Genomic DNA, 19,561 nt, shown 5'->3' on the forward strand with positions numbered 1-19,561 from the left:
CATGCGCTATATATTTGTCGCGGATGACTTTACCGGCGCGTCCGACACCCTGGCGACGCTGCGGCGCGCCGGATTAAAGGCGCGGCTCTATCTGACGGCTCCCTCCTGCGAAGAAGTCGCCGACCTTGATGCGTTTGGTATCGCAACGGCGGCACGCAGTATGGATCAACAAGCCCTAGCCACAGAAATGCAGCGTATCGGCCATCAGCTATTGCCGCATCAACCGGATATTCTGCATCTAAAGGTTTGCTCCACCTTTGATAGCAGCCCAGACACGGGCAATATTGCGACCGCCGTTACCGCGCTTTCTGCACAGCTAAAACCGGCCACCACCTTGATTGTGGGCGGCCAACCCAGCCTTGGGCGTTACTGCGTGTTTGGCAATCTGTTTGCTAAAAGTGCTGATGGGCAGATATATCGCATCGACCGTCATCCGGTCATGCAGCAACACCCGGTAACACCCATGCTGGAAGCTGACCTGCGCCGACACTTTAGCGCTATGGGCCTTGCCAACATTAATCTTCTGGATAGGATCACACTGCATACTGACGCCGCCGCCCCCAGCGCCCCAGTGCTGTGTGATGCGCTTGATAACCACGATCTCAAGCGTATTGGCGAACGCTTTCGCCACGCTTTGAAGCCACAGCTGTGGGTTGGCGCCAGCAGCGTGGTGGAAGCGCTTTATCCCAACGCTCACACTATCGAACCACCCAGCAGCCTGCCCGGCCCGCTTCTCGTCTTTGCGGGCAGTCGCTCTTCTGTCACGGCCGCTCAAGTGGCAGCCACTAGCCGCATGGTCAAAGTGACGATTTCGGCCCGCCAGCTGGCCACCCACTCACACGCCGAGTATGAGCAGATTTTGCGCCACCTGCGCGAAGGCAAAGCAACCCTTGCTGTATTAGATGAAGATACAACACATGGTCTTACGGCACTGGAAATCGCCCAGCATTGCGCCAAGCTGATCGCTTCACTCATTCACTCCAATAGTATCGGTACGCTGCTTGTTGCCGGGGGTGACACCTCAAGCCTGGCCATCCACCAACTGCGGCCTCAAAGCATTGACTATCTCGGCCCGCTCGAGGCAGGTGTGTCGGTTTGTGGGGCAAATTTTGCCGATGGTCATCAGCTACCGGTGATTATGAAGGGCGGCCAAATGGGTTCAGTTACGCTTTTTGATAGCGTTTGCGCGCTAACCTGCCACAACGATAAATAAGCGGCATCAATAGCCATAAAACAGGTACCAGCAGCCAGCGCCAGACAAAACGTGCGATCAGTAGAAACGGCAGCAACACCAGCAGCCAGATAACGAATTGCCCCAGCCACACCGGCAAGCCAAGCCATTTCGCTACATTGGCGCCCAGTGCGCTTACCAGCGACGGGTGGCGAACCACTACATAAGCCGTGGTGGCAACCGCCACCACCTTGGCCATACGCGACAGGCTGGCAAAACGCCCACTGCCTGCCACGATGCCCGAACGTAATCCAGTGCGTGCTCCCTGGGCTTCAATACTGCCTACCCGTGCACCTCGTGCGATGCGCCCTGCCCGCAGCACCTTAACGGTACTCGCCATCAGTAAAAGATCGACACCGGCCCAGCCCACGTCCGCGGCACCAATCGCTGCATCGCGACGCCACTGGTTTTCCAGATTGCGAATACCGCTGGTAAAGAAATCGCTGAGGCCTGCCACAACACGCTCACTTTGCAGCCAGTGCACATCGCCCTCGCGATCCACCACAAACTGGTTGAGCAAGCCATGACCTTCAGTATCCAGCAGGGCAATACCCATTTGGCCTCGCCGGTACGGGCTCCACTCGGCTATGTCTGTTGGGCCGCCTTGCTCCTGCACATCTTCAGTTTCCTCACTCCACCAACGGCTCAGCTGCTGATAATGCTCACCCACCCAGTGCTGAGCACGCAGCGTGGCAATATCGTTATCTCGATAGTAAATGATCGGCAACACGGCATCGGGACCAAAACGCACCAGCACCTGCTGAAACTCAGGCAATGCGGCATACTCGCGTAACGCTACACGGGCGATATCGCCGTAGCGCAGGATGGCCAAATGGGCGCTCATCCAGAGCGCCTGATCTTCAGCGTAATGGAGAAAAATGGCGTTGAGTTCAGCCGACTCCTGAGCCAGCGAAGCTTCAATGGCGGGCAATGTTCGCTGCGCTTCAAGTCGCACGAGGCGTGGCTCAAAAGCTTCGCTGGAGGCCAGCGCCGCCAGCCCACCCGCCAAAACGGTCGCTATCGCTAGCATCGTTAACCAGAGTCGCATGCCTTACTTTCTCCCTGTGCGCGCTCCCGCGTCATTATTAAAAACGCTGCTGCGTTAACTCACCTAAAACACAACCTTAGCAATCACACCACTAACTTCTTTTTAACCGAGATATCTTAAACAAAACGTCAAGTATGGGTGCTGAGCGATTGGCTATAAAGCCAGGCTATTAGCTATAAATAATGCTCTAGCCAGCAAATTACTCTCTATTGCTTTATCCAGCTCGAAAAAACATTTTTTTCTGCTAATGTTAATAGGCTAACTATTTTTCTTAGTATTTGTTTCGTTTTAATATTTTCCACCTGGAGACAAGAACGCCATGTCGCAATCACTCAGGGCTAAGCTAGGCGCTTTTGTGCTATTGGCCGCCTCTGTTATCGGGCTTATTACCGCACTTTATGCCTACTTCACTCCACTGACAGGTGTTACCGGATCGCTCGGCGCGCTCGTGGTTATCGCGGCCTGTATCGTGCTGATTATTTTGGCGCTTATGCTGGCGACGCTTCAAGGCCGTGGCGCCCGTATTGCTCTGCGCGTGTTAATCCTGATAGGCCTTGCCGGTACATGCTTTGCCGGATTGCTGCTGCATCAGTGGTGGCTTTGCGTTGCCATGGTACTTGGCTTGATCGGATTGATCATCGATCTTTGCCGCCCGGCTCACAATACCCGTCCCACTCATTTATAAGGAGCCGTCCGTGCCAATACCCCGTTTTACCGAGCAGCGCCTTGCCACTTTATCCGCACCGGTTTTGTTCAAACCCGCCAGACACGGCTTAGCGCTGGCACTGTTTATGGCCCCCTTGACGCTACTCGCTCAGGATCAGCCAGCAGAGCCTTCCAGCGCTGAGCAAACAGGCGAAGCAGAACAAGCGCCCGCCCGCGCACCCATTCCTTTAGTGCCCGAAGGTGCGGTCTGGGATAGTTTTCACGGCCAGCTCAACGCGCAGAAATACAGTCCGCTCGATCAAATTAACGTCGACAACGTAGGCGAGCTCGAAAAAGCTTGGGAGTTTCATACCGGCGACGTGTCGGATGGTTCAGGCGACACCGCTCCGACAGTTTGGTCGGCCACCCCGGTGTTCGCCAATGACACTGTGTATATCGGCACGCCCATGTACCGGGTGTTCGCTCTCGACCCGGCCACCGGCGAAGAGCGTTGGCGCTTTGACACTCAATCCACTCAGGAAGCGCTGACGCAGCCAGCGCTCAAAAGCCGCGGCGTCGCCTACTGGGAAGCCGACGAGCCCGTTGCTGGCAACGTCTGCGAAAAAATCGTTTACTTCGGCACAATGGATGCTCAGCTCTTTGCGCTGGACGCCGATAGCGGTGAGCTGTGCGAAGACTTCGCTGACGGCGGCGTACTGAACGTCAACGAGTGGAACAACATGCCCGAAAACTGGCCGCTGTCGCTGCTTCAGCCGCCCACCGTCGTGGGCGACCGGCTGATTCTAGGCTGGGCGGGCAAGGATTGGGAAGAGAGCGAGGCCCCGGCAGGTACGGTGTTCTCCATCAACGCACGCACTGGCGAGCGCGAGTGGACGTTCGAGGCGCTCTCCGAAGAGATGCGCCAGCGAAGCGGCACCGCCAACGTTTGGACGCATATGGCCGCCGACGAAGAGCTGGGTCTCGTTTATTTACCCGTTGCCTCGCCCTCGCCCAACTTCTGGGGCGGGAACCGCACAGAGGAAGCGCCGCTGGCGACCTCAACCACGGCGCTGGATATCGAAACCGGCGAGGTGGTTTGGTCGCGCCAGTGGGTACATCACGATATTTGGGACTACGATATCAACGCCGCACCGACACTAATGGACATTACCGTCGACGGCGAGGAAATCCCGGCGCTGATGCAGGCGACCAAAATGGGCTTTCTGTTCGTGGTCAACCGTGAAACCGGCGAAGATGTCTGGCCGATTGAAGAACGCGAAGTGCCCGGCGGCGACGGCTCCGTGGAAGGCGAGGTTTACTCACCCACCCAACCTTTCCCCACCGTACCTGCGCCGCTTCTAGATCAATCTGAAAAGCCCGACGTGTGGGCGCTGGCGGATGCGGCAAGCTTTGGTCAGTGTTCCGCGCTTTGGGACGATCTTTGGTACGAGGGCATGTACACCCCACCCACCACCCGTGGCGAAGGTACGCTCGCCTACCCAGATAGCGCAGGCGGCGTTCAGTGGGGCGGCGTTGCCTTCGACCCAATCAGCCAGACGGCGGTGGTGAATACCTCACACATTGTGCAGTACATCAAGCTCTTCAACCGTGAAGATTTTGATGAAGCCGACAGCGGCTCAGGCAACGAAAGTGGCTATTCGCCCCAACTCGGCGCGCCCTACGGTATGCGCCTGGAAGTGGCGCTGAACTGGCTGGGCATGCCCTGCTGGGAGCCGCCTTTCGGTGAGCTGGTGGCGCTCGACATGACCACAGGCGATGTCAAATGGCGTCGTCCGGTGGGCGCGTCGCAGCAGTTCGGCTTCTTTATGCCCGAAAGCTGGGGCTCGCCCACTATCGGGGGCCCAGCGGTGACTGCAGGAGGCCTGATCTTCATCGGAGCCTCTATGGACGCCAAGGTGCGCGCCTACTCGCTGGAAACTGGCGAACAGCTCTGGTCGGACCAGGCCCAGGCGCCCTCCGTCTCCAATCCTGCCGTTTACGAGTATCAAGGCCGCCAGTACGTTGCGTTTATCGCAGGTGGCAATACGATTCTCAAGGATCAGGTCGGCGATCAAATAGCGGTCTACGCGCTACCGGAATAACTGCGTTTAAAAGCGGCAATCTGCGGGGCGGCCTTTAGCTTAATGCTAAAGGCCGCCCCGTTTGCATGAGGAGTACCCCCCATAAATACGCAGCACCACGTTCTGATTAAGCGGCATGCCGCTTAGCGTCAAACAATTGTCATCGTTGCCCCGTATGGTTGCCTGCTGGCACTGCGACAACGATAACTCTTTGGAGACATTAATGAAAAAAGCTTTAATGCTGCTGGCACTTCTTACCATGACGCCCGCGCTGGCCGCGCCTTCTGGCGATATTATTGAGATAACACTGGGCGAGCTACACCCTACACAGCCAGCGCTTGGCTACCGGCAGATGGATTATAAGCAGGGCCGTTTCGCCGTCGATCGTGAGAAGTTTTTCGATGAATTTTGTGAAACAGGCGGTCAAGGCGGCATTGCTCAGTTTGATGAGGCTTCCTCTCTGCACGCTACCGATAGCTTTGCATGCACCGACCCTGTCGGCACGCATCCAGAAGATATGAAAACCGCGGTGATTGCGCCCAACGGCGGTTTTTATCTTACCGATGGCCATCATACGCTGGGTAACTACCTGGCGTTGGAAGGCCCTGAGCTTCGCATGCCGCTGCTCATCACGCATGATTTCAGCGAACTGCCGGATATGGAACGTTTTTGGGCCACCATGGAAGAACAGCGGCTGGTTTGGCTTGATGCGCCCGACGGCCCGATCACATCCGAAGAACTGCCTGAACAGCTGGGCCGTGACCATCAGGTCGACGACCCTTACCGCTCGCTGGTCTATTTCACACGCGGGGTAGGTTATAAAAAGCCTGACACACCGCCGCCATTTCTGGAGTTTTATTGGGGACAATGGCTCGCCGAACAACTCCCCCTCGACACGCTAGATTTAACCACTCTTGAAGGCTATACCGACGCGGTTACTCAGGCGGCCACGTTAATGGTTGAGATATCACCCGACACACTGATCGCCGATACCGCCACGGGCAGCCTGACTGCTCAGGAAATGGGCCAGCTGCCAGCATTTAACGCAGCAGAGCTTGATAAACTGCTGTCGCCCCGCGGCAAACTAACCTACGCATTCTCCCTCGAATAACCCTCACTCAAAGCAAGCACACGCTTATTTCAAACGGTTTTGGACGTATCAACAGGCTGGCTGACCGCCGCCTGTTGTGATGAGGGCGTATTACTCTGATTCAGCGCCGATTCCATACGATCAAGCTGCGCTTGCAGCCCACGTACGTCATTGCGTAATGCCTTTAACTCGGCCTCTTCACCCTCACCGTTATCCAGCGCCATTTGCGCGCTCTCTTTTTGCATTACATCAAGCACGATACCAATCATCATGTTCAGGAAGATGAAAGCATTCAAAAAGATAAACGTAAGGAAATAGATCCAGGCGTAAGGGTAAACCTCCATCGTGGGATACAGCACGGCGGTTGCCCAGCTTTCAAAGGTAGCCACCTGGAAAAGTGTCAGCATCGCCAGCGCAATGTTGCCCCAAAGCCCTTCATCGACGTTATGGAAAAGAAAGCTGCCAATCGCCGCGTAGATGTAAAAAATGATAAACATCAGTAGAACGACATAGCCCATCCGTGGGATGGATTTCAGCAATGCGCCTAACAGCATTTGCAGCTCAGGAATCATGGACACCAGGCGCAGTACCCGGAAAATCCGTAAGAGCCGCGCCAGCAGCACCATTTCCGAGTCATCCATAGGGATCAGGCTGGCCGTCACAATGATGAAATCGAAGATGTTCCAGCCTTTCTTGAAAAAGCTCAGCAAGGTGCGTTCAGCGGCCATTCTGATCAAAATCTCGACCAGGAAGAATACGGTTACCGCTATATCAAGATAGAGCAGCCACTGCTCTATGCGCGTTGTTTCTTCATAGGTTTTAGCACCAATCATCAGCGCGGAGAGAACGATAATGGAGATAACAATGCTTTCAAAAATTTTGTTGCTGCGCAGCTGTTCAAAGCGCGACTGCCAGGTATTGAACGGTTCACTCATGGAGCAAGGAGTCTCTAAACGGTTTTCAGCCACACTTTATACTAAAATCACATACCGACCATACAAGTGATATCCTCTTGTTCCATATAACCTATAACGTAGCCTGCGCCACCGGTACGCCCTGAAGCGACTTGGTGGCATTTTTTAGAATTAATAGCGCTGGATGACCCCATGATACTGCTGTGGATAGCCTTACTGCCTTTGCTGGGCGTATTGGTGCCGGCACTCACTGCCCACCGCGGACGCACATTGTGCTCACTCGCAACAGGCATAATGCCGGCAATTGCCTTACTGCTAACGTTGATGCAGTTACCTGCAATGCTCGATGGTGAGGCGTTACGCGTTAGCTTCACGTGGATGCCTGAACTCGGGCTTGAGCTGGCCTTTCGCCTTGATGGGCTTTCGTTACTTTTCAATATGCTGATTTTAGGTATTGGCTTATTGATCTTGTTGTATGCCCATTTCTATCTTGCCAAAGATGAGCCACATGGACGTTTTTATGCCTTTATGATGCTGTTTATGGCGTCCATGGTCGGCATTTCGATGTCTGACAACCTCATACTGCTGTGGCTGTTCTGGGAACTTACCAGTATTTCCTCTTTCTTGTTGATTGGCTTTTGGTCGTATCGCAGCGATGCACGTAAAGGTGCACGCATGGCATTGACCGTGACCGGTGCAGGCGGTTTAGCGCTACTTGCAGGCTTATTGCTGCTAGGTGATATGGCCGGCAGTTACCGTATGGATGACGTTCTCGCCAGCAGCGAACGTATTCTGGCCGACTCTCGTTATCCCATCATGCTGGCTCTGGTCCTGCTCGGGGCATTTACCAAATCGGCCCAGTTCCCATTTCAGTTCTGGCTTCCCCATGCCATGGCCGCGCCTACGCCGGTATCGGCTTATCTGCATTCGGCAACGATGGTTAAAGCCGGCATTTTTCTAATGGCGCGCCTGCATCCCGCCATTGCTGGCAGCGAACTTTGGAGCGTTATCGTGCCCTTGGTGGGCTCTATTACGCTGCTATACGGTGCCTGGTTTGCGTTGTTTAAAACCGACCTCAAAGCCATTTTGGCGTTTTCGACTATCAGCCATTTGGGCCTGATCACCGTACTCTTAGGTATTGGCAGCCCTATGGCGGTGCTCGCGGCACTCTTCCACATTATTAACCACGCGACCTTTAAAGCGGCTCTGTTTATGAGTGCGGGCATTATTGACCACGAGGCAGGTACTCGCGAATTGAAGCAGCTGGGCGGCCTACGTAAAACCATGCCGGTCACCGCGCTGCTGACGATTTTTGCTTCAGCCGCCATGGCAGGCGTACCGCTGTTCAACGGCTTTTTATCCAAAGAAATGTTCTTCACCGAAACGCTTGCCACGCCTGTGCTCGGCGGGCTTAGCTGGCTTATCCCCGCGCTTGCGACCGTCGGCGGCATTCTTTCGGTCGCTTACTCAATCCGGCTAGTGCATGCGGTTTTCTATAAAGCACCCAAGGAAGCCTCACCCAAAACGCCCCACGAGCCGCCGCATTTAATGCGTCTGCCCGTTGAAATACTGGTAGTGCTTTGTGTTGCGGTCGGCGTTTTACCGGCGTTTTTTGCAACCAACCTGCTGGGCTTGGCTACTCAAGCGGTGCTTGGCGAGCCGCTGGATTTCCATCTGGCTATTTGGCACGGCGTTAACCTACCGCTCGTGATGAGCATGATCGCCTTTGCGGTAGGTGCCCTCCTGTATTGGCGTCATGCTGACTTACGCCGCTTCCTTCAGCCCTTCGCAAGCGTCGATGCTCGGCGAGTGTTTGAGCGCTCGTTAGTTGCAATCGGCTATCGTGCCGAGCAGATTATTGCGGCTCTGGATGGCAATTCGCTACAGCGGTTTATGAGCTGGCTATTGTTGGCGGCGCTTTGCATGGGCGTACTGGGGCTCGTGCAAATCGACATACTCACGGGCGCTAAAGGCAATCAGCCGACGGATGGCATTGTCGTGCTTGGGGCCGGCATGCTGATTTTTGGCGGTATTGCGACGGCGGCCACCCACCGCTACCGGCTAATTTCGCTGTTAATGCTGTCAGTGGTAGGCCTTTTTGTCGCCCTTACCTTTGCCCGCTTTTCAGCCCCTGACTTGGCGCTTACTCAGCTTTCCGTTGAGGTAGTGACCATGATCCTGCTAATGCTTGCGCTGTTCTTCCTGCCGCAAAAAACGCCGCGCGAGTCGAGCCCTATGCGCAACGTGCGCGATATGCTGCTGGCAGGCTCGCTGGGTCTGGTCGTGGCAAGCCTTAACTACGCAGTCATGACCCGCGACACCCTGTCGATCTCCAATTTCTTTATGGAAAACAGCGTGCCCGGTGGCGGTGGACATAACGTCGTCAACGTAATCCTGGTCGATTTCCGCGGTTTCGATACCCTCGGTGAAATTACCGTACTGGCATTGGCAGGCCTGGCTATCTTTAAGCTGCTTAACCGCTTGCGCCTGTTTATGCCCCATAGTGATGGCGAAGGCCGTGTGTGGTCGCCCGATCGCTACCCGGCCATTTTGACCTCGATCTCAATGACGTTATTACCCCTAGCGTTATTGGTATCAGCATTTATTTTCCTACGCGGCCACAACCAGCCTGGCGGCGGTTTTATTGCCGGCCTGATTACCGCCGTTGCGCTTATTCTGCTGTATATGGCACGCGGTGTTGCATGGGCCCAGGCGCGCCTGGACTTCCCCTTCCAGCCTGTCGCCGTGGTCGGTGTGGCGATCGCCACGTTAACCGGCCTGGGAAGTTGGCTGTTTGGTTATCCCTTCCTTACCTCGGCGTTTGGCTACTTCAGCCTGCCGGGAATCGGCAAGTTTGAGCTGGCCACTGCGCTGTTATTTGATCTTGGAGTTTACCTAGCTGTGGTAGGCGCCACGCTGATGATCCTTGCCAACCTGGGCAAGGTAACCACTGCGCACCGCCCGGTCACCGACCCTAAAGAGCCGGAGACTCCCGCCGCTCAGTTACCCGCCAAGGAGCCTAATTGATGGAAACCCTTTACGCGATCACCACCGGCGTATTAACCGCATGTGGCCTGTATTTAACCCTGCGCGGGCGCACGTTTCCCGTCGTGGTTGGGCTAACGCTTACGTCTTACGCGGTGAACCTGTTTCTTTTCTCCATGGGCGGCCTTACCACTGATGGTGCCACCATCGTCAACGGGGACGGCGCTTATGCCGACCCGCTACCTCAAGCGCTAGTGCTCACGGCCATCGTCATCGGTTTTGCCATGACCGCGTTTGTCGTAATTCTTGCCATGCGTGCCCGCAGTGAAGCGGGTAACGACCACGTAGACGGCAGAAAGGAAGACCGTGAATGATTCAACATTTAATCGTTTTACCCGTAGTAGTCCCGTTGGTGGCAGGTATTTTGCTGCTCTATCAACGCCAAGGTTTGGTTCGTTATAAGCGCATTGTCAGCGTCGTTGCGACGGTTTTGATACTGCTGGCGGCGATCAGTCTGGTAAAAACCGCAGCACAGGGAGAGATTGTTTACTACGCCCTGGGCGACTGGCAGCCACCGTTTGGTATCGTCTTGGTGCTTGATCGTCTTTCGGCTCTAATGCTGTTGATTACCGCTCTATTGGCGGTCGGTGCGGTGGTGTTTGCCTGCGCCGGGGACGATGAAAAAGGCAGTAACTTCCATGGTCTGTTTCAGTGGCAGCTGTTGGGTATTAACGGCGCCTTTTTAACCGGTGACCTGTTCAACCTGTTTGTTTTTTTCGAAGTACTACTGCTCGCCTCTTATGCCCTGCTGCTGCATGGCGGAGGCAAGGCGCGCATTCAGGCAAGCGTTCACTATGTGGTTTTGAACCTGGCGGGTTCATCGCTTTTCCTAATTGCCGTGGGCATTCTTTATGGCGCCACCGGCACGCTCAACATGGCCGATATGGGGCAGCGTTTAGTGGACCTGCCTGCCGAGCGCCAGGGTTTGGTGACGGCGGGTGCACTCATGCTGCTAGTGGTGTTTGGCTTAAAGGCCGCTATCGTACCGCTGTATTTCTGGCTGCCACGTGCTTACGCAGCGGCGCCCGCGCCGGTAGCGGCTCTGTTTGCCATCATGACCAAAGTCGGCATTTACGCGATCCTGCGCGTGTACTCGCTTATCTTTAGCGAAAGCGCAGGCACGCTTGACGCGCTAGAACAGTCCTGGATTTGGTGGCTGGCATTGGCAACCCTTGCGGTGGCTGGCATAGGCGTTATTGCCGCACGTGATTTGCGTCTGCTGGTTGCCTATCTGGTGCTTATTTCTGTGGGTACGCTGCTTGCTGGCGTCGGCATGCGCTCGCCTCAAGCTATTTCGGCCCTGCTTTATTACCTGATGCATACCACGCTAATCACCGGTGGGCTTTTCCTGCTGGCGGAAATGATCGGCCTGCAGCGGGGTAAAGCGGGTACGCGTATCGTCAAAGGCCGCCCTATGGTGCAAGGCAATGCCTTGGCGCTGCTGTTCTTTATCGGGGCTATCGCGGTTATTGGCATGCCGCCACTATCAGGGGCCGTGGGTAAGGCATTGATGCTTAACGCAGCAGAAGGTACCCAGCGCCTGTGGTTATGGCCACTGCTGTTACTCGCAAGCTTGGCATCGCTCGTCGCTCTTTCCCGGGCAGGTTCTACCCTGTTCTGGAGAAGCCACCGCGGTAGTTTCAGCGGCAGCCGTTTGGCGCGTCGTCAATGGTTTGGGGTCGTCTGGCTACTCAGCGCGGCGCCTATTCTGGTCGCTCTGGCAGGCCCGATAAGCGACTACACTCAAGCCACGGCCGAACAGCTAAGCCACCCACAACGCCTGATTGATACGTTAATTTCTAACGCTGGGGAGGCACCATGATTGCGCCGCGTTCTTGGTTACCAACACCGGTTCTATCGATTCTGCTACTCATCGTATGGCTGCTGCTAGCGCGCAGCTATGCATTTGGACAGTTCGTACTAGGCGGTGCGCTGGCGATTCTGATTCCCCTGCTCACCTACCGCTTCTGGGATTCAAAGCCGCGTATAAAGAAGCCCTTCAAACTGCTGCGCTACGTGCTTCGCGTGTTAGGTGATATTGTCACCGCTAACTTCGAAGTGGCCTATTTAATTGCCAACCCGTGGCGCACGCTGAAACCGCATTTCATCGAATACCCCCTGATGCTCGAGGAACGCTTTACCATTACCCTGCTGGCCAGCACCATTAGCCTCACGCCGGGTACGGTATCGGCAAATTTGCGGCTGGACGGCAAATCGCTGTTGATTCATGCGTTAAATGTGGATGATGAAGAAGCTTTGATCGAACAAATTCGCGAGCGTTACGAGCGGCCGCTTAAGGAGATTTACGAATGTTAGATGCTGCGTTGTATATCACCTTAACGCTGGTAGTGCTGGCGTTGCTGATGAACCTGTTCCGCTTGACCGTGGGCCCGGACATGCCGGATAGGGTGCTGGCACTGGATACCATGTACGTCAACTCCATCGCTTTGATCGTACTGCTTGGGCTTTGGCTGAACAGCAAAACCTATTTCGAATCGGCACTGCTGATTGCCATGCTTGGCTTTATCAGCACCGTGGCCGTGTGCAAATACATTCTGCGCGGAGACATTATCGAATGATGACGCGATTAATGACGGCCCGCTATAAGGAGGCATTTCAATGTCGCTACTCGTAGAAGCCATTACTTCGCTATTGCTGATTGCAGGCGGTGTGTTTGTATTTATCGGCTCGTTGGGTATGGCGCACTTGCGCGATTTTTATATGCGCTTACACGGACCTACCAAGGCCACCACGCTGGGCATTGGCTGTATGCTGATTGCCTCAATGCTGTATTTCTGGAGTCTTGACGGCAAGCCGGATATTCAGGAAATGTTGATTACGCTGTTTCTGTTTATTACCGCGCCGGTTAGCGCACATTTGCTGGCCAAAACGGGTTTGCATATGCAGCTTCGCCATACGGACACCACCGGCGGCAAGCCTTTTGAGTTACGCGACGAGGAAGTCGGTGATAAGCCCGTCCCCCATCCCGATAAAGGCCACGGCTAAAAAAGCACGTATCTAACCGACAAAGCGCTGGCAAACTGCCAGCGCTTTTTTTTAAGCCATGCTTCAAGCCAGGGGAAGCATGATGAAGATTAAAAACATTAGTTATGAACAGTAGTGAGCGGCGGCACTTTCCAGTAAGCTCCACTGCGATTTTGACCATCTTGAGGTGAGTGTATGTGGAGCCTCCTACGCCTGTCTGCCATAACGCTCTCGTTGGTTATGGTCGCCGGTTGCTCAGACCCCAAAATAGATACTAGCTCGATGCCGGCCGCGGTTGTCTCAATTGAGAATGTACGTGAGGCAATGCCTGCTTATAAGCGCGATGAGTTTGATAAAGCGCTCGCGATCATGGCAATGCCCAGCTTTAGCAGCGTGGCGCTACTTAGCCCCCAGCGTATGAATGCAGCGGAAATCGCTGAGTCTGCCAACGTGCGCATGCATGGTTTAACGGGCGATCAGGTAATTGACCGCGCCGACGATATTTTACGTGAAAGGCGCGCCAGAGAGCGCGAACAGGCTATTACAACGCTTGCCCGGTTGACTGAAAAGCAAACGCAGGCTGAAAAAGACCGCGAGCATCGGGAGCGCTTTAGTATTGATAGCGCGCGCTACTATATGAGCCAAAGCCCTTACGGCACGCCGGAGCCAGCAGTGGATATTGAGGTTACCAATAACACTGAGCAGGCCGTCTCGCAGGTATTTTTAAGAGGTGTGGTGACCAGCACTGAGCGATCCGTTCCCTGGATTGATGAAACGTTCTACTACGTGATCGCAGGCGGCCTTGAAGCAGGTGAAACGGCTACATGGCGCCTGGCGCCTAACCGCTTCAGCGCATGGGGTAATACGCAGATACCCAGCAATGTAACGCTTACAGTAACGGTGGAAGGCCTTAACGATGCACAAGGTAACCCGCTATGGGACTCGCCAGCACTTAGCGAAAGCGAAGCGGCAAGGCTTGAACACCTGAGTCACGAGTATCAAGGCGTGGCGCTCTCCTCGATCATGTAACTGATAGATTCATCAGACCATTAACCATGAGTCGGTATGTTACGCACCGACTCATTGGTTACGAGCAAAACGCTTAATCGATCAAATCCGTTTGACGATAGCCAATCAGATACAACACAGCGTCAATGCCCAGCGTAGAGATAGCCTGACGCGCCTGGGCGCGCACCAGTGGTTTGGCCCGAAACGCGATGCCCAACCCCGCCTTAGCCAACATTTTGAGATCGTTGGCCCCATCGCCCACGGCAATGGTCTGCTCCAGCGTAAAGCCTTCACGCAGTGCGATCTGCTCCAAAAGCTCTGCTTTACGCTCGGCATCAACGATAGGTGCCTTCACTTCACCGGTGACCTTACCGTTTTCAATTACCAGCTCATTGGCATGAATCTCATCAAAGCCAAGCTTCTCCTGTAAATGACAGGCAAAGTAGGTAAAGCCGCCGGACAGAATCACGGTGCGGTAGCCAAAGCGCTTTAAGTTAGCCATTAACCGCTCAACGCCGTCCATCAACGGCAGCTCTTCGGCGATCTTGATCAACACCGACTCATCGAGGCCTTTAAGCTTGCTCATGCGTTCGCGAAAGCTTTCCTGGAAGTCCAGCTCGCCACGCATGGCGCGCTCGGTCACCTCGGCAACCTCATCACCCACCCCGTGATGCCGGGCCAGCTCATCGATCACTTCGGCTTTGATCAGCGTGGAATCCATATCGAAGCACACCAGGCGACGATGACGACGCCAGATCGAGTCTTCCTGAATGGCAATATCCACGCCATGCTCGGCGCCTAGCGCCAACGCCTTTTCACGCAGCGCTTCGATATTGGCATCATCCCCACGAAGCCAACACTCGACGCAGGCACCGCCAGCAGGCGCGCTACCATCCAGCAACTCACGCCCTGAAAGCCGATGAATCAGCTCGACCGTTAAACCAAACTCGGCCGTTAGAATGCCGACTTCGGCCAGGATGCCTGCCGGTAAATTCGGCGCCAGCAGCGTCAAAATCAGCCGAGGCTGGCTTGCTTCATTGCTCCAGCGCTGATAATCATCGGGGTTAACCTTAATCGCCTGCACATCCAGCCCTAGCGCGTCGCCCGCTTCACTTAGCGTCGCCTCCAAGGCATTATCGTGCTCAAGCCCCACCAGCGCTTCCAGGGAAAGCATGCCAAACGTCACGCTTTGGTTGATATCCAAAAGCTGCGCCCCCGTGCTGGCAAATGCTTTGCCCAGGCCCTCTAGCTGGCCGGGGCGTGCCACACCCGTTGCGCGAATCAAACAACGTTTTGTCATGAGTTACTCTCCCGCCTCTAGCCGGTCAACTTTTTGGAAGCCGCGCGGCAACTTACTGCCTCGCCGACCTCTTTCGCCGCGATAATATGCCAAATCATCCGCCTTGAGCGTGAGTTTTCGCTTACCGGCGTGAATCAGCAACGCATCGGTTGCGCTGAGAATGGTAATATCACGTACGAACTCTTCCCGGCGTGTAGCCCTGGGGCCGGGGATATCGAGCATCTTATTGCCTTTGCCCTTGGTCATTTCAGGCAGCTGCTCAAGCGGAAACAGCAGTAACCGGCCTTCGTTAGACACCGACGCTACCCAAAGCTCTTCACCATCAGGCACTTCGATCGGTGCCATTACGCTGCAGCCTTTGGGTACGCTGAGCACCGCTTTACCGGCTTTATTTTTACCAGTGAGTGCATCCAGGCGGGCCATAAAGCCGTAACCACCGTCGCTTGCCAATACAAAGCGCCGCTCAGGCGGGGCAAGCATTAGCCCTGCCATTTGCGCCCCTGCCGATACATTCGCCCGCCCAGTCACTGGTTCACCCTGGCCCCGCGCGCTGGGCAGGTTGTGGGCGGCCAAGGTATAAGCGCGCCCCGTATCATCCAGCAGTACTAGAGGCTGATTGGTTTTACCCCGGGCCGCCAGATGGAAACTATCCCCGGCTTTATAGGAAAGCCCCTCTGGATCAATATCATGGCCTTTGGCGGCGCGGATCCAGCCTTTATCAGACAGCACCACGGTGATCGGGTCGGCACCCAGCAGCTCGACTTCCGAAAGCGCCTTGGCTTCACTGCGCTCAACCAGCGGTGAGCGGCGCTCGTCGCCGTGCTCTTTACCCGCCGCGCGGATCTCTTTTTCGATCAGCGTGGTCAGTTTTGCTTCGCTTCCCAGCAGCCCCTGGAGCTGTTTCCGTTCTTTTTCCAGCTCATCCTGCTCGCCGCGAATCTTCATCTCTTCAAGCTTGGCAAGATGACGCAGGCGTAGCTCGAGAATCGCTTCCGCCTGACGCTCTGAGAGACTAAAGGCGGTGATGAGTGAAGCTTTCGGGTCATCTTCCTCGCGAATAATCCGGATCACTTCGTCAAGGTTGAGATAGGCTGTCAGCAAACCTTCCAAAATATGCAGACGATCTTCAACCTTACCTAAGCGGTGCTCCAATCGACGGCGCACCGTAGTGCGGCGAAAGCGTAGCCACTCACCCAGCATGTCGGGCAGGGACATGACCCGCGGACGGCCATCCAGGCCGATCACGTTCATATTCACCCGCACGTTCTTTTCCAGATCCGTGGTGGCAAACAGGTGGGCCATAAGCGACTCAACGTCCACCCGGCTGGAGCGCGGCTCAATGACCAGGCGCGTGGGCTCTTCATGGGTCGACTCATCGCGAAGATCAGCAACCATGGGCAGCTTCTTGGCCTGCATCTGCGCGGCGATCTGTTCAAGCACTTTGGCACCGCTGACCTGGTAAGGCACTGCGGTGATCACGATATTGGCGTCTTCACGAACATAGCGAGCGCGCAGTTTTACCGAGCCGCGGCCTGACTCATAAAGCTTACGCAGGTCGGCTGGGGGAGTGATGATTTCTGCGTCTGTCGGAAAATCAGGCGCGGGCACAAACGCCATCAAGTCGGTCGTGGTCGCTTGAGGGTTGCGCAGCAAATGGCAGGTAGCTTCGACCACTTCACCAACGTTATGCGGCGGTATATCCGTGGCCATCCCTACCGCAATCCCGGTACCGCCATTGAGCAGTACATGGGGTAGCTTGGCAGGCAGCACGAGAGGCTCCTGCATGGTGCCGTCAAAATTGGGCACCCAATCGACAGTACCCTGGCCTAATTCGCCCAACAGCACTTCGGAAAACTTGGAGAGTTTGGCTTCGGTATAGCGCATAGCCGCGAACGACTTGGGATCGTCCGGGCTTCCCCAGTTACCCTGGCCATCGACCAAGGGGTAGCGATAGCTAAACGACTGCGCCATCAGCACCATGGCTTCGTAACAGGCGCTGTCGCCATGCGGGTGAAACTTACCCAGTACGTCGCCCACGGTACGCGCTGACTTTTTGTACTTGGCGTTGGCGTGAAGCGCCAACTCACGCATGGCGTAAATGATCCGCCGCTGCACAGGCTTCATGCCGTCGCCAATATTGGGCAGCGCACGGTCTAAAATGACGTACATCGAGTAGTCGAGGTACGCTTTTTCGGTATAGTCGCGCAAGGAGAGACGTTCGACGTCGCCTTCCGCTACCTGAATATCCATGGTCATCGGGAGTTATACCTCAATGTCTGCGAGGTTGCCGTAATCTTCCAGCCATTTCTTGCGGTCGCTGGCGCGCTTCTTGGCGAGCAGCATATCCATCATTTCCATGGTGCCGTCGCCCTCTTCCAGCGTTAGCTGTACCAGGCGTCGGGTTTCGACCGCCATGGTGGTTTCTCGCAGCTGTAGCGGGTTCATTTCACCCAGGCCCTTGAAGCGCTGCACGTTTGGGGTGCCACGTTTTTTGGACAGCTGTTTGAGAATGGCATTTTTTTCGCTCTCATCGAGGGCGTAGTGGACCTCTTTACCTAAATCGATGCGGTAAAGGGGTGGCATGGCGACAAACACGCGGCCGGCATCCACTAGCGCGGGGAAATGGCGTACAAACAGCGCGCACAGCAGCGTGGCAATGTGCAGCCCGTCAGAGTCCGCATCGGCAAGAATACAAATCTTGTGGTAGCGCAGCTTTTCAAGATTCGCGCTACTGGGGTCCGCGCCAATGGCAACCGCAATGTCATGAACTTCCTGAGAGCCATAAATGTCGTGGGTCTCGACTTCCCAGGTATTCAAAATCTTACCGCGCAGCGGAAGAATAGCCTGAGTTTCACGGTTACGGGCCTGCTTGGCGCTGCCCCCGGCCGAGTCACCCTCCACCAGAAACAGCTCGCTAAGCGACGGGTCCTGCCCCGAGCAGTCAGCAAGCTTGCCCGGAAGCGCCGGGCCTGACGTAACCTTTTTACGGGCGACTTTCTTAGCCTTTTTCTGGCGATGCTGGGCGGCGCTGATTACCAGTTCCGCCAGTTGCTCGGCTTGATCAATATGGTGGTTTAGCCACAGTGAGAACGCATCTTTTACGACGCCCGATACAAAGCCTGCAATGGTGCGTGAGGAGAGGCGCTCTTTGGTTTGCCCGGCAAACTGGGGGTCGAGCATTTTCACCGAGAGCACGAAAGAGGCGCGCTCCCAAAGATCATCTGCGGTGAGCTTTATACCGCGCGGAAGCAGACTGCGATATTCACAAAACTCGCGCAGTGCATCCAGTAATCCAGAGCGAAAGCCATTAACGTGGGTGCCGCCTTGCGGCGTGGGAATCAGGTTAACGTAGCTTTCCAGCAACGATTCACCACCTTCAGGCAGCCATTGAATGGCCCAGTCCACGCCATGCTCGTCATCACTGAAGTGACCGACAAACGGAGCGTTGGGCAATACTTCATAGCCATCGGTGGCTTCCGCCAGATAGTCGCGCAGGCCGTCAGCGTAGGCCCACTCGGTTTTAGTGCCATCTGGCTCAACCAGCGTAACGGCAAGCCCTGGGCAGAGTACTGCCTTGGCACGCAGCAGGTGCTTGAGCCTTGAAACCGCAAGTTTGGGGCTGTCGAAATAGCTTTCATCGGGCCAGAACCGCACCAGAGTTCCCGTGGCGCGTTTGGTAGCCTTGCCTATTTCATGCAGGTTTTCGACTTTTTCACCATGCTCAAAGGCAATCGCATGACGCGCGCCGTCACGAGTTACTTCTACTTCCAGGCGCCGTGAAAGCGCGTTGACGACCGAGACGCCCACGCCGTGAAGGCCACCGGAAAACCGATAGCTCGAAGAGGAGAACTTACCGCCTGAGTGCAGCTTGGTAAGAATCAGCTCCACCCCTGAAACGCCATGCTCGGGGTGAAGGTCAATCGGCATACCTCGGCCGTCATCCTGAACCTCGATGCCCCCATCGCTGTGCAACATGACACGCATAAAAGAGGCGTGGCCGGCCAGCGCTTCGTCCACGCTGTTATCGATCACCTCCTGAGCAAGGTGATTGGGCCGTGAGGTATCGGTGTACATACCGGGACGCTTACGTACCGGCTCGAGCCCTGACAGGACTTCGATAGAACTCGCGCCGTACTGAGAGGCATCAAACTGGGTCATGTAACGTCGGTTCCTGAAGGGTAAAGCTGGCAGCTGCCTGTGATTCGTACAGGCAG

At 55.5% G+C, this 19,561-nt stretch carries 16 protein-coding genes; 11 read left to right on the top strand and 5 right to left on the bottom strand.

Going from position 1 to position 19,561, the window contains the following annotated elements; translation table 11 throughout:
• Position 1: 1 nt before the first annotated feature.
• A complete protein-coding gene (locus tag INT33_RS01875) occupies positions 2-1,213 on the top strand; it encodes a four-carbon acid sugar kinase family protein (RefSeq protein ID WP_192537085.1) in 1,212 nt (403 codons plus the stop codon).
• On the opposite strand, the gene INT33_RS01880 is transcribed toward INT33_RS01875, so the two are convergent.
• On the bottom strand, positions 1,164-2,279 hold the full coding sequence (locus INT33_RS01880) for a hypothetical protein (RefSeq protein WP_192537084.1): 1,116 nt from the start codon (positions 2,277-2,279) through the stop codon (positions 1,164-1,166). The two genes, INT33_RS01875 and INT33_RS01880, sit on opposite strands and share 50 nt — an antisense overlap.
• Before the next feature lie 319 nt (positions 2,280-2,598).
• Between INT33_RS01880 and INT33_RS01885 the strand changes: the two genes are divergently transcribed.
• The 3 genes from INT33_RS01885 to INT33_RS01895 all read left to right on the top strand — a co-directional run bounded on the left by INT33_RS01885 (position 2,599) and on the right by INT33_RS01895 (position 6,116).
• Positions 2,599-2,964: a hypothetical protein gene (locus INT33_RS01885; RefSeq protein ID WP_192537083.1), complete on the top strand. Its 366-nt coding sequence runs from the start codon at positions 2,599-2,601 to the stop codon at positions 2,962-2,964.
• A gap of 10 nt (positions 2,965-2,974) precedes the next feature.
• Complete coding sequence (locus INT33_RS01890; RefSeq protein WP_318782735.1) at positions 2,975-5,026, top strand: pyrroloquinoline quinone-dependent dehydrogenase; 2,052 nt, start codon at positions 2,975-2,977, stop codon at positions 5,024-5,026.
• 202 nt (positions 5,027-5,228) lie between these two features.
• A complete protein-coding gene (locus INT33_RS01895; protein ID WP_193090957.1) occupies positions 5,229-6,116 on the top strand; it encodes a ParB/Srx family N-terminal domain-containing protein in 888 nt (295 codons plus the stop codon).
• Positions 6,117-6,145: 29 nt separating this feature from the next.
• Here INT33_RS01895 and INT33_RS01900 read toward each other — a convergent pair whose 3' ends face one another.
• The gene (locus tag INT33_RS01900; RefSeq protein ID WP_192537081.1) at positions 6,146-7,030 is read right to left on the bottom strand and encodes an ion transporter; all 885 of its coding nucleotides are present in this window, start codon (positions 7,028-7,030) and stop codon (positions 6,146-6,148) included.
• Positions 7,031-7,201: 171 nt separating this feature from the next.
• On the opposite strand from INT33_RS01900, the gene INT33_RS01905 reads away from it, so the two are divergent.
• From INT33_RS01905 to INT33_RS01935, 7 genes are all read left to right on the top strand, one after another.
• Entirely contained in the window at positions 7,202-10,036 is a 2,835-nt protein-coding gene (locus INT33_RS01905; protein WP_192537080.1) for a monovalent cation/H+ antiporter subunit A, read from the top strand.
• Complete coding sequence (locus INT33_RS01910; protein ID WP_018915663.1) at positions 10,036-10,368, top strand: Na+/H+ antiporter subunit C; 333 nt, start codon at positions 10,036-10,038, stop codon at positions 10,366-10,368. Before INT33_RS01905 ends, INT33_RS01910 begins: the two co-directional genes overlap by 1 nt.
• On the top strand, positions 10,365-11,876 hold the full coding sequence (locus INT33_RS01915) for a monovalent cation/H+ antiporter subunit D (protein ID WP_192537079.1): 1,512 nt from the start codon (positions 10,365-10,367) through the stop codon (positions 11,874-11,876). Before INT33_RS01910 ends, INT33_RS01915 begins: the two co-directional genes overlap by 4 nt.
• The gene (locus INT33_RS01920) at positions 11,873-12,370 is read left to right on the top strand and encodes a Na+/H+ antiporter subunit E (RefSeq protein ID WP_018915661.1); all 498 of its coding nucleotides are present in this window, start codon (positions 11,873-11,875) and stop codon (positions 12,368-12,370) included. Before INT33_RS01915 ends, INT33_RS01920 begins: the two co-directional genes overlap by 4 nt.
• The gene (locus tag INT33_RS01925) at positions 12,364-12,633 is read left to right on the top strand and encodes a K+/H+ antiporter subunit F (protein WP_018915660.1); all 270 of its coding nucleotides are present in this window, start codon (positions 12,364-12,366) and stop codon (positions 12,631-12,633) included. Before INT33_RS01920 ends, INT33_RS01925 begins: the two co-directional genes overlap by 7 nt.
• A gap of 40 nt (positions 12,634-12,673) precedes the next feature.
• A complete protein-coding gene (locus INT33_RS01930; protein WP_192537078.1) occupies positions 12,674-13,060 on the top strand; it encodes a Na+/H+ antiporter subunit G in 387 nt (128 codons plus the stop codon).
• 174 nt (positions 13,061-13,234) lie between these two features.
• Positions 13,235-14,068 (top strand): DUF6694 family lipoprotein, encoded by an 834-nt coding sequence (locus INT33_RS01935; protein WP_318782734.1) that lies wholly within the window; start codon positions 13,235-13,237, stop codon positions 14,066-14,068.
• A 73-nt stretch (positions 14,069-14,141) separates the two neighbouring features.
• Here INT33_RS01935 and serB read toward each other — a convergent pair whose 3' ends face one another.
• From serB to parE, 3 genes are read right to left on the bottom strand one after another with little or no spacing between them, the layout of a single operon-like run.
• Complete coding sequence (serB, locus tag INT33_RS01940; protein WP_192537077.1) at positions 14,142-15,347, bottom strand: phosphoserine phosphatase SerB; 1,206 nt, start codon at positions 15,345-15,347, stop codon at positions 14,142-14,144.
• A 3-nt stretch (positions 15,348-15,350) separates the two neighbouring features.
• Positions 15,351-17,603: a DNA topoisomerase IV subunit A gene (gene parC / locus INT33_RS01945; RefSeq protein ID WP_192537076.1), complete on the bottom strand. Its 2,253-nt coding sequence runs from the start codon at positions 17,601-17,603 to the stop codon at positions 15,351-15,353.
• Positions 17,604-17,609: 6 nt separating this feature from the next.
• Positions 17,610-19,505, bottom strand: a complete 1,896-nt coding sequence (gene parE / locus INT33_RS01950) for a DNA topoisomerase IV subunit B (protein ID WP_193090958.1) — start codon at positions 19,503-19,505, stop codon at positions 17,610-17,612.
• Between the last annotated feature and the right edge of the window lie 56 nt (positions 19,506-19,561).

Origin of the sequence: Halomonas colorata (assembly GCF_014897985.1) — a bacterium.
GTDB classification, from domain to species: domain Bacteria; phylum Pseudomonadota; class Gammaproteobacteria; order Pseudomonadales; family Halomonadaceae; genus Vreelandella; species Vreelandella colorata.

Excerpts from the sequence above, each read along its gene's own strand:
- INT33_RS01895 (WP_193090957.1), top strand. The coding sequence starts at position 5,229 with ATGAAAAAAGCTTTAATGCTGCTGGCACTTCTTACCATGACGCCCGCG.
- parC (WP_192537076.1), bottom strand. The coding sequence starts at position 17,603 with ATGACCATGGATATTCAGGTAGCGGAAGGCGACGTCGAACGTCTCTCC.
- INT33_RS01915 (WP_192537079.1), top strand. The coding sequence starts at position 10,365 with ATGATTCAACATTTAATCGTTTTACCCGTAGTAGTCCCGTTGGTGGCA.
- INT33_RS01875 (WP_192537085.1), top strand. The coding sequence starts at position 2 with ATGCGCTATATATTTGTCGCGGATGACTTTACCGGCGCGTCCGACACC.
- INT33_RS01905 (WP_192537080.1), top strand. The coding sequence starts at position 7,202 with ATGATACTGCTGTGGATAGCCTTACTGCCTTTGCTGGGCGTATTGGTG.
- INT33_RS01925 (WP_018915660.1), top strand. The coding sequence starts at position 12,364 with ATGTTAGATGCTGCGTTGTATATCACCTTAACGCTGGTAGTGCTGGCG.
- INT33_RS01930 (WP_192537078.1), top strand. The coding sequence starts at position 12,674 with ATGTCGCTACTCGTAGAAGCCATTACTTCGCTATTGCTGATTGCAGGC.
- INT33_RS01900 (WP_192537081.1), bottom strand. The coding sequence starts at position 7,030 with ATGAGTGAACCGTTCAATACCTGGCAGTCGCGCTTTGAACAGCTGCGC.
- INT33_RS01910 (WP_018915663.1), top strand. The coding sequence starts at position 10,036 with ATGGAAACCCTTTACGCGATCACCACCGGCGTATTAACCGCATGTGGC.
- parE (WP_193090958.1), bottom strand. The coding sequence starts at position 19,505 with ATGACCCAGTTTGATGCCTCTCAGTACGGCGCGAGTTCTATCGAAGTC.
- serB (WP_192537077.1), bottom strand. The coding sequence starts at position 15,347 with ATGACAAAACGTTGTTTGATTCGCGCAACGGGTGTGGCACGCCCCGGC.
- INT33_RS01920 (WP_018915661.1), top strand. The coding sequence starts at position 11,873 with ATGATTGCGCCGCGTTCTTGGTTACCAACACCGGTTCTATCGATTCTG.
- INT33_RS01885 (WP_192537083.1), top strand. The coding sequence starts at position 2,599 with ATGTCGCAATCACTCAGGGCTAAGCTAGGCGCTTTTGTGCTATTGGCC.
- INT33_RS01880 (WP_192537084.1), bottom strand. The coding sequence starts at position 2,279 with ATGCGACTCTGGTTAACGATGCTAGCGATAGCGACCGTTTTGGCGGGT.
- INT33_RS01935 (WP_318782734.1), top strand. The coding sequence starts at position 13,235 with ATGTGGAGCCTCCTACGCCTGTCTGCCATAACGCTCTCGTTGGTTATG.